This window comes from Caldithrix sp. (assembly GCF_056497305.1).
Window position 1 is genome coordinate 1 of record NZ_JBSMDE010000163.1, and the last position, 14270, is coordinate 14270.

A 14270-nucleotide genomic window follows, 5' to 3' on the forward strand; every position below is an offset into this window, starting at 1 on the left:
GAATTTAAAACACCAATATATTCTATTGAAAGAATTAGCGGGTAGGCCACATCAATATTTAACGAAAGATTTATTGCCGGGGCAAGCATTGAAAAAGATTGATAGCCGTTTACATAATAGGGATCACTGTTGCCGTTTCCAATGGAGTTCCACACCCAGGCATCATCACCATAGTAATACTCCTGATAGTTACTGTGCGGATTAACTTCATAGCCCTCCTGTCCAGAAATCCACAAAAAGTTTAACCCCACCAGAGTGTTTAGTGAAGCTATATTTTCTTTAAATTTTGTATTAAATCCCAAGTAATATTGCAAGCTAATGGTACCGGAACTCCCGCTTGAAAAGCCTTTCCGATTAAATGTACCAAAATCAAATTCGAAGTCGTTAACTATTGCGCTCCTTCTCCTGGTTTTTGAAAAGATTGAAAATCTTAAACCAAACTGGCCTCCACTTTCATTGGACGCTTCCTGGAAAATCATAACGCGATCTGAAGGAACGATGGTAAATTGATAGTATGAGGCACCAAAATGATAAATTGTTTTTTTTTCGGTGGGAGATTGTTCGTAAGAAAACGAGTAGCACAATAGGGTGAATAAAATAAGCAGTGATATTCTCATTTTATTCCCTTCTTTGACTGGAAATAATTTGCAGAATGGTTGAGAAATACTAAATTTGAAAAATACTGGCATTGCTTCGCAGACTAAAATCAAACCAGTTAGAATAGCGATTTTCTAGCGTTAACAACGACTGCTTTTCCAATGTATTCTAACACTGTGCTCGTTTTTTGGAAAAAGAGGCTTGTATTGCGTTATGCATTAATGATATTCATTTTTAGATGAGCAGGAAAGAGAAGTTTATACAGAATTTGCATTTAAAATTTGCTGTGTAGGACAATAACGGTGTTTATGGAAAGCGCAAATGATGAATTTATCTGGCGCTATTTTTTCTACAGCTCCGCCACCTGACTTACAGTAGCCACGATTTTTGAAAAACAACTTTCTCGAAATTTTACAATCTAAGCACAGGAGTGGCACAATCAGCAAGATATCTTCGCCCATCTTCATCCATGAAGGAATTAAGTTCAAATAAAAAATATAATAGATTTTATTCTTTGGAAACTGTCCTTTTGGTTAGTTTTTAGGCAGTTGGTTAAATTGCGATTGTCCAGCTTTGTCCCAATGCTCAAGCCAGAGAATCTATAAAGTTACTTGACGTAAGTTTAGCGCAAAAAAAGTGCGGTGCTAAGTGAACAATGTTTGTCGGGTAAAAAGATAAAGACCATTACAGGCGCACAATTTTAGATTTTTGCTCTATGTTCTCTTTTGTCGGGCCTATTTTAAGTGCAATTTAAAAGAAGTTAGAATACTTTCAGTAAAAGATATAATCCCGCCACAGCGATATGCAAAAATTTTGTGCCGTGTGAGGAAATAAAGCCGTTGAATTGTTGAATGAACATCGGGCTGACATTCCGAATTTCCAATAATCGTTAATGGCGCCAAGATAAAAAATTTACAACAACAGTGGGAAGATTTCTCTCATAAGCCTTCCCCTTCTTCCAAATTTTTATTCTGTAAAAAGGGGATCGAGGAGGTGAAGGCAATTAATTTAAATCATTCATTGCCTGGACCTCTGGACAGCCGTACAGATCTGTCAGGCTACCACGGCCAGACGGGCCTGCCCGGCAGCATGACGGGCGCCCTTTGCGGTTTTTTTTAAGGTTGCGGCTCTGCTGACTTAGGCATTAACCCAAAAAGGTTTGAAATACGATGTGTTTGCAGAACAAAGTGGGCGGTACAGGACTCGAACCTGTGACCTCTACGATGTGAGCGTAGCGCTCTAACCAGCTGAGCTAACCGCCCGAACACCACTAATTTAATCATTAAAAATTATTTGAGCAAGCGCTTTTGGCCTGGAATAGGAAATTTATGGCATGAAAAATGGCCAAGGTTTGCTCTGACAAAGGGGGAATTTTACAAATTCATGATTTCTGCCCCTACAGGCTAACCGTCCCGTTTTACTTACTTAGCCTCACCTTTTAGCACGAACCGATTCTTCTCCAGATAAAGCGTGTCAACATTGCTGGACAAAAATCTGTCATCATCAAACAGGGGACGAGTGATGTAGTGCGGAGAGATGTAAACGACGGTTAACTTTTCATCCTTTTTCAGAGCATTTGAAGCCCCATGAGAAACAGTCGCCTTAACGTTTTCCCTGACAAACGGTTGCCCCTCATCCGTTTGGTTGAGCGTTAATTCGATAACCAGATTTTTGTCTGCCTGAAAAATTTTTGATCGAAGCCAGACTTTGGTCAACAGCAGACTGTCCTCTGCCAGGGAGAAAACATTTTGAGCGCCAGATTGCAGAGATACCCCATTCGTTTGCAAATAAAACAAGGAGGACGGTGCATTGGATTTCAGACCAGTGGACTGCTGGCCAGGGCTTAAATCGGTAAGCGAAAAAGCCGGTATGGAGGGCAAATATGGCCGGGATTCGGTGGAGGGTAGAGAATAGGCGTAACGGTTTGTCTGTTCCGGCCCCTTCTCCGCTGTAGGATTCATAAATTGAAACAGGCTCTGGTAAGTCTCTCCAAATCCCAGACGCTGCAGTAAGAAATAAAGCGGGGAAGAGGAGTGTGCCAGGCTTAAAGGGCCTTCAGGCGTTTTCATCAGTACAACTTTGTCGGGCAGATTCAGAAGTTGCCGCGCATTCAGGGGAGAGCCCGGTTGCCCGGAATGGGAAACGTCGCCCTGAGAAATTCCAGTCAGCACGCGATCGGATTGTGCATCGGGATGCAAGGCAGCAAGCATCTGGCGACCGATGCGGGCCGAATGGTCGCTCATTTTTTGCATTAAGGCGGCCAGCGGATTGAGCAGTTTATCCCACTTATTAAACGGGAAATGAAATTCCGCATTGTAGTAAGAGCTGATCATTTGCTGCAAGACGAGGTAATGTTCATAAGATTCCGCCGGTGCTGTGGAAACAGCTAACAGAGCTGAAGATATGGGGCGTTCATGCCCTTCTGTTGGAATATTAACGATTTCGCCCTGCAAATAAAAGGTCGTTGAGCCGCCGCCGTCCAGGTTCAATCCATAGGCTACGCCAAAATCGATCATCACGTCCGCCAATTCCGGCAGGGTCATTCCCCGCAAAAAAGGCGGCCGGCGCCCATCCACTGTAAAGAAATAAAGTCTGGAAGAATCGGCGTTAAAGCCCACCGCGCTTCGAGGATGGATTTGAAAGGCGTGGACCGGCCCGTGTTCTGTTAAAAAACCTTCCCTGGCCCGGTTTTTCCCGCCATCTACAATTTTAGGCAATCCGCCCATCATTTCACGCAAACGGGGCAAAGAGGGAGACAGCTGTAAAAGAAGGCCAATAGTGTCCCCGACTACGGCATAGTTGTTCAAAAAGGCGATGGCCTGTTCACCCTGACCGGAAATAACGGCACCATTCCGGGGGATGTTCATGTTGCCGACCATGCAAGATTTGGCCACTACCTTCACCCACACGGTGTCATTGACAATCCAGGGGGTAATGGGCTGAACCGCAAGCTCGGTGCCCCATTTATCGGTTTGCGTGCTTGCTCCGTAAAAGGAGTTATAAAGGATGATTTCGTCAAGATTACGCGCTCTATTCACCCCATCGATGGCCCGATTGCCATTTTGCGTTATGATTTGGCCTTTAAAAGTAACCATTCCCAGCCAGGGGCGATTGTTGATGTCAAAAGCGATTGCGGAAACGGCGATGGGGTTTTGTAATATCTGGCCCTGAATAACCTGCACGGTATTGGGAATGCCATCCGCGCTGAAAAAATCACCATTGATGGCAGCAAGCACCTGGTGACCATCAAAACTACGTCGTTTAGCCATGGAGCTGAGCGGCTCGGTGGCCATGTACCGGTCCTGAGCTTTCACGGTTTCTATGCGGACGTAGGGATTGGTGAGGTCTATTTCCAGGATGTTAATATTCCACATTTTGTCGGCGACGAACAGATGTCGGTAAATCATGCCCGGGCCAATGGTCTGGCAGCGATCCAGAAAGACTTCGTATTTAGCCCAAACAGAAAAGGCTAAAAGTAGAAAGATCAGTACACTCTTCACAGCGCCTATTTCATCAAGTAAAACGCATAGCTATTTCTAACTTAAGAACAAAGAAGTTTTACTGCAAAAAAACTATTGAGTGTTGGAATGGACTTGCTCTGGTGCCGGATTTTAAAGCGTTGCAGAGAAGGGGTTTTTTTTAATTTGATTAAGGCTTCGCTGCCTGTCATGCTTAAATATTTTCCAGGTAACCGCGAAAAGGAATAAATCACTTCAATGGAAGTCGATCCGTCGGCGTGCAAGTCCATCATAAAATCTTTTAATCTCCATCTTCAGAAATAAGACGGGGCTGCACCAGAACCTTTTTAAATTTTTGAATAACCACGCTGCCCGGTCTGGCGCCCCGCGGCTTTTTGACGTCTGATGCCTTGCAGTAATGGACGGCAACTCTTTTGGCATTGCGCATCTTTGAAAAATAAGCTGCCAGCTGGGCAGCCTCCTGAATGCTTGGCTTGTCTGGTTCAAGACCGACATCGCCACAGCGTAAAATCACGTGGCTGCCAGGAAAACCGTGTACGTGAAACCACAAATCATTGCCGTGGCTCTCTGTAAAGGTTAACCGGTCATTGCTGACATCGTCCATGCCCACCCAAATATCCAATCCGGAAGAAGATTTAAATTTTTTAATTTTCATCAATGAGTCCACTTTAAAAAAGTATTATTATCGAATTTTTATTTAAATTACATAAAATATTTTCGTGTCCATCCGTAAAATTCGTGGTTTTATATTGAACTTATGAATCATTAACCAATTTCAGTTGAAAAGTTTGCCAATAAAACTCTGTTATCCACTGTTCCATCTGGCGGTAAAACCTTTTAATCTCTGCTTTTGCGTTCTTATCCCATTGTAACGTTTTTTCAAATTTTGCCGTGCGACGAAACAAGGAACGTTCAAAGGGCAAAATATTCTGCAGAATGCCCTTGCCCGCTTCATTCCACAAAATTGGCCGATTCAGATATTTGGGCCCGCTGCCCCGTTTGATCGGAAAACATCGCTCTTTGAGCTTTAAGATGGCCTGGCACAAAGGCGCCAGATGATCCGCTGCCGGTCTTACCAGGCGGGGAATGTCTTCCATATTTCCTACCCAGAGCGGCAGGCTAACGCCGGTCAATGGAAAACCAAGGATGGTCCACATTACACTTTTGTCCGGATTTTCTCCCGCCTGAACGCCCTGTACCAGAACAACAGAAACGGAACTCCGGCGCGGAATGAAATCGATAAAGGGCACGAACTGCTGCCGGCTTCTGGTCAAATCCACGCCGGTTAGGGCGTGTTTTAAGCAGCGGCTGGCCCGGGTTAAAATAAATTCCGCATTTAGCTGTCCGGCCTTTTTAGCCTGTTGAAATAATTGCTCAGCCATCTGGTAGCGAATGTAGCCGTACCCTCCATCGGATTTTCCGCTAAAGGAAAAATTGGTGCGAATCAGGTATCCCTGCGGCGCAATATTCGCATCATTGACATCAAATTTTTTGTAAGTAAAGTTATTGGTTTCGTAATAAGCCGCGCCGCCATGCGCGTCAATTAGACCAAAATTGGCTTCTACACCCAGCGGCTTGGGCAGGGAATCCAGCAAATGTTCAAAATCCTCTAAAGTAGCACACAGGCGCAGGGCTTTTTTCATCAATTCGCCCTCACGATCTTTAAGCGCTGTGCTGTCATCGTCAGGCTTTAAATTGTAGGAGGCGGAATTCATAATAGCCAGGCCTGCTTCGTTAACCCCGGCCCACACTTCCTTGCCCAGGCTGTCGCTGGCATTAAGCAGCGCAAGATAGGCATATCGTCCTTCCCTGAAAAAACGAATGACATTTTGTTTATGGTCCGAATCGCGGTGTTTCCAGAGCAGCGGCCTGCCGTCCGGCGTGGCTTTTCCGGAAACAATAGCCGTGGTGCAGGGCCTGGCCATTAAAGGCATTAATAAAAACAGGATCAACCACTTCTTCTTCTGGAAAGACATGGCGTTCACTCCATCGTTTATTTTGAACCTGAACTTCATAACAACAGGTTTAGCTCATTCTTTTCAGTCTCGACCTCATTTAACGAGAAGCAGTTTGCCCGAATAGCGTGCCGTTTTCTTTGCCCCTTGGGCATTAAGCTGAAAGAAATACAGGCCGCTGGGCAAATTCCTGCCCTGGTCGTTTTCACCGTTCCACAGCAATCGATGCCTGCCTGCGCTAAACGTTTGATTGAGCCCAAAGGCCTGTTGCCCCAGGGCATTGAAAATACGCAGTTCCACTCTCATCTTCTTTGTTACCTCGAACTCAAAAACGGTTCTGTTATTAAAAGGATTGGGATATTGTCTGATAAAACGGAACGATTTGGGCAGGGCGCTGCTGTTCCAGGACAGGGCCAGAGGTTGGCTAAAATAATTTAAGATGGCGCCAGCCAGATCCTGTCGTTTTTGGGCCGGATAAAGGGTTTCGAACGGCACCGTTAAATAGACAAGGCGACTTTCGCGGGTTGAATTGCCAAAGGTACCCTGGTAGTAAATGGCCGCACCGCCATGGCTTACTTCCACGCCGGAAAAGGCCAGACCCAGCTTAGCGCCGTCCAGCGGCAAAATGGCATCCGGCCAATCCACGTCGTAGGTGCCGTGCGAACCATTGTCAAAATCAACCGTGCCCAGGGTTTCGAAAATGGTTCCGGAGAGTCCCTGAATGGAATAGTAGGTCGCTTTTTTACCCAGCGGCGCATCGTCAACATAATCGGCTTTCAAATAGCTTTGGTAAAAGTCGCGATCATCTTGCGAGCCGCGTTCCACCAGATCGTAACCGATTTCTGAGCCGGAAATGAAAAAATTACCGCCGTTTTCCAGGTATTGCCGAACGCGCTGTTTTTCTGTAGCATTTAGCGTGAAATCCGCCTGGCTTTCGTCACCACACATCCAGTCGACCAGGTTAAAGGAATCCAGAACGCAAATATTCTGAATGATGGCTTCATTGGTTGCAGCAGCCACGGCCTGCCCGTGAGCCCAGAAGGCCTCTGCGTGTTGAATTAAATAAGAGAACGTATTCTGGCCCTGGTCATTACGTTCGAAGCCATCCACTAAAAGCAGTGGACCCTGCAGCGAAGTGGAAGCAGCCAGAACGCGGGAAAAGGCGCTGTGGCCATGGGAATTAAAACTGCGCATCTTTACAAAATAAAGGGAATTGGCAGCTAAACTGTCAACGATGATCGGATTGGCTGCAGAAGATTTGAGGAGTGTAAAGGTCTGGCCGTCTGTACTTGCAAAAATTTCGTAGCCTTGCGCACCGTACACCGCTTCCAATGTCACCTGTAACTGATTGGCATGGGGACCGGCCGAAACAAAGATGGCTTTGGGCGCAACGGGTTGTGGTTCGCTTTGCGGTAAATAGCGCTGGCGCAATAAGTTCCACAACTCCTGTCGCTGATTATCATATCCAAGGGCCCACATGCCAATGCCCCGCAAATTTTTTTGCTCAGCCAGATCGTACTTTAAGCCGAGGCTCTGGGCATCGTCGAACCAGACCTGATACCACTGCGTGCCAATCTGATAACGGTACCAGGGCGTCTGGCTGTTAGAGTGCCAGATTCGGCCATAGTTATCGGCTTCTTTTTTGGCCTGGGAAAAGCGCACGCTTTCCTTAAATTCAATAACCGAGGCGCCCGCCTGAGATCCTGCGGTTTTCCAGCGATGTCCGTAGTAGGGCACGCCCAGGATCAATTTTTCGGGTTGGCTATTGGTTACCGAGGCGTACTGCACCGTAACAGTGTTGGTGATATTGTAACTGCCACCGCTTAACGGGGCGTTTGGCCCGCTGGTCGAACTCCAGCTGCCTGCAAAAGCATAACCCATAATAAAGATGTAATCACAGGCATTGGCCAGACCGGCAAAATCCCAGCCGCCCCAATTGACCGCCGGGCCGGCAAAGGAGATCTCGGCATCAGGAAAATCATTTTTGATGGCTGTCGATAAATCGGCCATAAAACCATTTAATAAAGAGCCCCGATCGGAACTGTGCAATCCCTCGAAATCAATGTTCACGCCATCAAGAGTGTATTGGGCTAACAAACCCTTCAGGTTGTTAAAAAAGTTCTGTTTGGCCGTCTGGTTCGTCAATAGATTGTGAATGTCATCGGCATTAAAATTTACGGCTGTTAAAATGACCTTTACTCCATTGGCATGGGCTGCATTGATCACATCGGTCCAGGGCCAGTACGATGGCTTTGACACATTACCATTGGCCGAGACAGTAAAGTCAAAGGCAGCCAGATGAGTGAGCAAATCGTATTGTAAATAATCTTTTGAGGAGATGTATTGCCAGTAGGGTAAATAGCCAAACACCGCGATCGACGGCTTTTGAACGGCTGCTGCTTTTGCCAGCCGAATAATTCCCCGGCCCGTTGAATCAAACAGAGAGGGCGCTTTGGGAAGAGATTGATGGGCTTCATATTCCAGTTGATGAATGGATTTGTGCCAGACGAAATTTTGGGCTTCAAGACAAAAAGTTGTGATGAGTATCACGAAAATTGACAGAAAATGAAATTTAAGGTGCATTCCGGATTATCCTTTTATTATAATAAGTTTAAATAATTAAAGTTTTTGGAAAATTAACAGAAAATAGGGAAAAATCAAACTAATTTAATTCATGGAGGATTATTTGTTGAACGATTCTTCCTGCCCACTACGATTTTTAATACTTCTAATACTTCCGAACACGCTATTGTCATAAAGGCCTCCATTTTGCTCTAAACGTACAACGCGTTAAAAATAGTTGGATAAACAATTAAAGGGGGGACGATGTTTATTCGATCTTTTATCGTTTTTGCTTCTATCTTTTCCTGGCTATGTGCCCAAACTATCGATTCCGTACTGGTGGTATGTGATCCGGAATTTGTCTTTACCTACTCACCAAATACCAAAAAACAGGCCACCATTACCGTCACCTGTTTCGATAGTAACAACCAGCCTGTTGGCGGCAATGTTCCGCTGGCAGTTGATGTATCTAATGGTATTTTTGAGGGGAGTTCTCTTTTTAAATCGATATTTAATTCGGATTCGACCTACAATACATTTTTTTTCAGAACCGATGGACAGGGTAAGGTGGTCATCGATTACATTCCAGATGAATTTTTGACTAACACCTATAGTAATATTAAAAGAAACTTTTTAGCCTTAAATCCCAATGCCAGTGAAGATGATGTTCTAAATGAATATCGAAAGTATTTCACCAAGTATTTTATTTTCTTCAATGTAAAGTTTTCGGATGCTAACGATGAACAGACCGCTTACGTAGTAGGAAATATCGGTAAGAAAAAAAGTAGTGTGTTTCCTGTGCTCTATAGTTACGATAGAGTTATCGTGAACGGCCCGGCTCCAGACGGTACTCCATACATTTTTACAGCCGAAAAATTTACAGCGCCACCGGTGAATTTGGAGATTCAGGCGGTGGATATGTTCGATCAACCCATGCCACAGGGCGCCTTGTTACGCATTGATTGCAGGTTTGGACATATGGAGGGTGAGGCCATTATTGACAAATCTGAAACCGGAACATCTTATTACTCCTATCCAACGGAATTTAATACATCTTTTTCTGGCGGCGGTCGGTATTACGTAAAACTTGGAAATCAGGGCCGAGTCACTCTGAGGTATCAGCCCCCTCCCACAACCATGGTTCCATTTACGGACTGGGCCAGGGAGTTATTATATTACCAGGTTTACAAGGATATTGACGAAGCATGGAAGGCTTACACCAGCAATGAAGTGATTAGCGATGGGCTGGGAACTTCGGTGATTGAAAAAATTTATGGAGCCACCAGGTGGGAACCGTATGATGATTATCTGATCACTTCTTTTCTGGAATATGATTCATCAAAAAGCATTATCCCTGCTCTGGTTGGCGTGGATCAAATTGCCATAGAGACGGAAAGCGGGCGGGACGTGCACTATGTGTATGCCTCCGAAGGCTTTTCGGAGAAGGCAACCATCAAAATAAAAGCCTATGATAGCTATGGCCGACCCGTACCCAAAGGCGCTCCTGTCGCTTTGATGTTGAACACACTGTTCAATGGGGGCGAAAAGGGAACGATTACCGGACCTACGGTTGTAGCGGCAGCCTGGGGCGGTTCAAAGGAACTCTGCTTTATAGTTTTAATGGAAGAGGGCGGGGAGGCTGAGGTGGAATATCAGGCGCCTTCCATCTCTTTTAGATTCCCCTATTATGAAGGTGAGGATTACCAGGGATTGTCCTATGATGAAAAATACAGCGGTCTGTTCCAATTTTTCCCGGTTCCTTACTACGGATGGAGCTGGTGGGGGGATACTTCCAATCCTCCCCATTGGTTTATTGGTTATATCCATCAAAATTCAGTCAATCCTTATGTTAATACATTACGCGAAAGCGCTTTTGGCTCTTTTCCTGTTCTGGTTGGCCCCCAACAAGCGGAAGCCTGGTCCCATCCTTCAACATTGGGCCCGTTCAAATACCTGTCCAGGCTCAACATCTTTGTTAAGGATGCTTTCGGTAATCCGGCGCCTAAAGGGAGTAATGTTTATGTCGCTGCCAGTTCAGGCACATTAAACGGCGACAATAACACTGTAGATGCCATTATTTACGGCCAGAACGGCAAAGCCAGCGTCTCTTATTTTTCTCCCACGCGTTCGGCTTCGCATACCTGGTCTTATGCCAAAGTTAGAATATATCAGGATGCGCTTGGAAACCAGTTAACCGAAAAAAAGATTAAACTTGTCGGCCCGGCCGTCAGCTGGCACGATTTTAATTTAAGCAATTTTATTTTAGGATTTGATATTGTCGATGTCCTGGCAGAATTAACCCCCCTGAAAGCCTATGGCGCTTTAAAAGAATTTGTCAAATATGGCGAGCAAATGGCCAAAGAGAACCAGAAGTTCTTTGACCGAATTTTTAATGGCACCGCAACGGATGAAGACTTCCAGGCTTATGAACAACGCTGGCAGAATTTAGCCCAACACATTCGCCATCTGGCTGAGACCATCCCCAATACCAGTCTGACCGGGCCAGACCTTTCGGCCGGCGACTTGTTTAAAGGTTTGACCACCAATGGAATTAAACACACGTTGATGAACACCCTGCAGGAAAAATTGGTGAAAGGTCCGCAAAAAAAGGTGCTTAAAAATTTTCTGGAGTTCCATTTAAGTAAATTCTTTCCATCTGAAAAAAATTCGGAAAACAGTGGTCTAAAAAAAGTAAATGCTACCTATTCTTATCACATACCAAAACGCATGGGCAAACTGGAATTTTTGAGCGATCTGTACACCATCCCTTCTGAGACGGGTATGTACGAAATGTACGGTTTTAAGTTTAGAGTGCATGAGCTGGACAGCATTGTGATCAACGGGGTTATTCATGTTGGAGATCAATGGCCGGTTGACGGTTTTTTGATCCCGGCCCGCTATTCGCTCTTTGGCTATCCTCAGGAAACGCTCGTTGTTAGTAATGGCTTTTTTGAAATTACAGAAGTAAATAGCGAACAGAACTATCTGGAAGGTATTACCATTGGTTACCTGTTTAATGATACGCGTCTCGAACCTCTTCTGGCTTTCTCTAAAAAAGTGGGGGCCGGCGCCGATACGCTCGATGATGTTTTCGGCTCGCAATTAATCATTCCGGAAAATGCCTTTGTGGACAGCACGCATCTTTTTTTGGTGCGTACAGCGCCGCCAATGCCGCTGATAGAAGACGAACAGCATGTAGTCCAGTTTGCACAAAACATCGGTTCCATGGCCCCGGATAGCACTTTGCAACCTGTAACTTTTTCCCAGCCAGCCAGCCTGGTTCTAATCGATTCCGTTACCAGTGCAGCCAGTGATCCCTGGCAAGCTTACCAGTTTGATGAAGATCATCAAACATGGATTAAAATAGCCGATGCCCAGTATCAGAACGATTCGCTCTTTGCCATCCCTATTCATGAAACGGGCGTGTATGGCGTGGCCCGGAGCGGCAACAGGCACAATGAATATCCGTCGATTAGTTCATTTCGAGACACATCCATCGTCATGAACAGCACGCTTGATCTGCCCTTTACGGTCTCTGATCCGGAAGGCCAGCCGCTAACCTTATGGGCCGAATCCAATAAACCCGAAGTAGCGGTTAGCCTTGATGATTCTTTGCTGCATGTTGTTCCGTCCCAAAATTGGAGTGGTGTGGCCACCGTCTCCTTGTTTGCCACAGATGGTCAGGATACCTCCAGGAGCAGTTTCAAACTCACGGTAGTCGATTTAACGGCTATTGAGGATTTGATCAATGCCCCTCAGAAATTCAGCCTGTACCAGAATTATCCCAATCCCTTCAACAGTTCCACAACCATCCGTTTTGATCTGCCACATGCTGCTACCGTTAAAATTGACATCTTTAATACATTAGGACAAAAAGTGCGAACTCTATTGAACAATCGTCTTGCTCAGGGCAGTTATCGGATAAAATGGGATGGCACAGACGGTAATGGATTGCTGGTCAGTTCAGGTATGTACTTTTACATCCTGCGTGCGCAAAACTTTGTCCAGCGTAAACGCATGCTTTTTATTAAATAATAGAAGAAGGGGGACCCCTTCTTCTATTTCGTTTAAACATTACTATTGGTACTTTCTTTAATCCCTACTTAAATTTTGCCTGCCGTCGATCCATTTATGTATTATTTAAATCCGACGAAAGTGATTAGCAAATAATAATTGCACAAGCTGGGTTGTTAGCGTATATTTTCCGCTGTTTTCTAAAGCAATACGGAAGTAAGTTTAAAAAAGAACGAGGGCATTATGAAAAAGAGAGTTTTGGTGGTTACCGGCGGTGGAGATTGTCCTGGATTGAATGCTGTAATCAGAGCTATTGTTAAAAGAGCCGCGCAGGAATACAATTGGGAAGTGTTGGGTAGTTATCAGGCGTTTAATGGGGTTCTGCGCGAACCTATGGAGTTGATTCCCCTTGATGAGAAAAAAGTTTCTGGAATTCACGTTAAAGGTGGAACCATTATCGGTACAACCAACAAAGGCGGTCCCTTTGCCTGGCCGGTTAAAGATAAAAATGGCCAATGGACAACGGTGGATCGTTCGGATGAGTTGATCAGAAAATTACAATATCAGAACATCGAAGCGGTGATTAACATCGGAGGAGATGGATCCCAAAGAATCTCTCTGGCTCTGCACAAAAAAGGGCTCAATATTATTGGTGTACCCAAAACCATTGACAACGATTTGAGGGGTACCGATTTTACTTTTGGTTTTCAGACAGCGGTTGAAATTTCGACGGACGCTGTAGATAAGTTGGTCACTACAGCTGAGAGTCACAATCGTGTTTTTATTCTGGAGGTAATGGGGCGTGATGCCGGATGGATTGCCTTGCACGCGGCTGTGGCCGGCGGCGCCGAAATTTGCCTCATTCCTGAAATTCCCTACAATATCAACAAAGTGGTAGAGAAATTACGCAGTCGAATCGTTGGCGGCCGGGGATTTGCAATTATCGTCATTGCCGAAGGGGCCAAACCCATTGGCGGTGAAGCTGTGGCAGAAGAATCGAAAGAGGTGGGCTATCTTAATAAAAAATTGGGCGGCGCTGGATTGCGCCTTAAAGAAGAACTGGTTCAGGCTGGTTTTGAAGAAGATATTCGTGTGACGATTTTAGGCCACTTGCAGCGCGGAGGCACCCCGGTGGCTTACGATCGGATTCTGGCCTCGCAATTTGGCGTTAAAGCCTTTGAGATGGTTCTGGACGAAGAGTACGGCAAGATGGTTTCTTACAAACATCCGGAGATCTGTTCCATTCCGCTGGAAGAGGCAGTAGCCGCTTACAACTATGTGCAGCCCAATGACCAGTTATTGCACACGGCCCGCGGTCTGGGCATCAGTTTTGGCGATTGAAAACCGCTGTTTGATTTAAAAGGCCATTATTGTTTTTGAAAAGTGATTGTGGTTATTCTGCCTTATAATACTTCCCTTAAAAGTTCAATCCCGCTTAGCGGGATGCGAATATTTTTGTGCTGTGTGAGGAAGTAAAACCGTTGAATTGTTGATTTGTTGATTTGTTGAATGGTTTGATGTCCCATGCCCAGAGAATCGCAATTTCCGCTGCGTTCCAACCGGTTAAAGCCACCGGACAATTAAGAAAATTTCGCACAAAGTCTTCCCCCTCTCCCAGACTTTTATTCTGGGAGAGGGGGATTGAGGGGGTGAGGGCTAATTA

Annotated in this window: 9 protein-coding genes and 1 tRNA gene; 3 read left to right on the forward strand and 7 right to left on the reverse strand. The window is 45.3% G+C overall.

The window, feature by feature from the left end; all coding sequences use genetic code 11:
• Nucleotides 1-617, reverse strand: a 617-nt coding sequence (locus tag ACWB0I_RS13565) for a hypothetical protein (RefSeq protein WP_479388612.1), incomplete at its 3' end; no start/stop codon positions are given.
• A gap of 973 nt (nucleotides 618-1590) precedes the next feature.
• Between ACWB0I_RS13565 and ACWB0I_RS13570 the strand changes: the two genes are divergently transcribed.
• Entirely contained in the window at nucleotides 1591-1716 is a 126-nt protein-coding gene (locus tag ACWB0I_RS13570) for a hypothetical protein (RefSeq protein WP_479388613.1), read from the forward strand.
• Between the two features lie 69 nt (nucleotides 1717-1785).
• Here the strand turns inward: ACWB0I_RS13570 and ACWB0I_RS13575 are convergent.
• From ACWB0I_RS13575 to ACWB0I_RS13600, 6 genes are all read right to left on the reverse strand, one after another.
• Nucleotides 1786-1859 (reverse strand) — tRNA-Val (locus tag ACWB0I_RS13575).
• Between the two features lie 159 nt (nucleotides 1860-2018).
• The gene (locus tag ACWB0I_RS13580; protein WP_479388614.1) at nucleotides 2019-4097 is read right to left on the reverse strand and encodes a phosphodiester glycosidase family protein; all 2079 of its coding nucleotides are present in this window, start codon (nucleotides 4095-4097) and stop codon (nucleotides 2019-2021) included.
• 41 nt (nucleotides 4098-4138) lie between these two features.
• Nucleotides 4139-4348, reverse strand: coding sequence for a hypothetical protein (locus ACWB0I_RS13585; RefSeq protein ID WP_479388615.1), 210 nt, complete (start codon nucleotides 4346-4348; stop codon nucleotides 4139-4141).
• Between the two features lie 8 nt (nucleotides 4349-4356).
• The gene (locus ACWB0I_RS13590; RefSeq protein ID WP_479388616.1) at nucleotides 4357-4731 is read right to left on the reverse strand and encodes an NFACT RNA binding domain-containing protein; all 375 of its coding nucleotides are present in this window, start codon (nucleotides 4729-4731) and stop codon (nucleotides 4357-4359) included.
• Between the two features lie 100 nt (nucleotides 4732-4831).
• Nucleotides 4832-6052, reverse strand: a complete 1221-nt coding sequence (locus ACWB0I_RS13595; RefSeq protein WP_479388617.1) for a hypothetical protein — start codon at nucleotides 6050-6052, stop codon at nucleotides 4832-4834.
• Between the two features lie 75 nt (nucleotides 6053-6127).
• Nucleotides 6128-8614, reverse strand: coding sequence for a glycosyl hydrolase family 18 protein (locus ACWB0I_RS13600; protein ID WP_479388618.1), 2487 nt, complete (start codon nucleotides 8612-8614; stop codon nucleotides 6128-6130).
• A 243-nt stretch (nucleotides 8615-8857) separates the two neighbouring features.
• Between ACWB0I_RS13600 and ACWB0I_RS13605 the strand changes: the two genes are divergently transcribed.
• Both ACWB0I_RS13605 and ACWB0I_RS13610 read left to right on the forward strand, forming a co-directional pair.
• The gene (locus tag ACWB0I_RS13605) at nucleotides 8858-12628 is read left to right on the forward strand and encodes a FlgD immunoglobulin-like domain containing protein (RefSeq protein ID WP_479388619.1); all 3771 of its coding nucleotides are present in this window, start codon (nucleotides 8858-8860) and stop codon (nucleotides 12626-12628) included.
• A 222-nt stretch (nucleotides 12629-12850) separates the two neighbouring features.
• Nucleotides 12851-13948 (forward strand): 6-phosphofructokinase, encoded by a 1098-nt coding sequence (locus ACWB0I_RS13610; RefSeq protein ID WP_479388620.1) that lies wholly within the window; start codon nucleotides 12851-12853, stop codon nucleotides 13946-13948.
• Nucleotides 13949-14270: the final 322 nt, after the last annotated feature.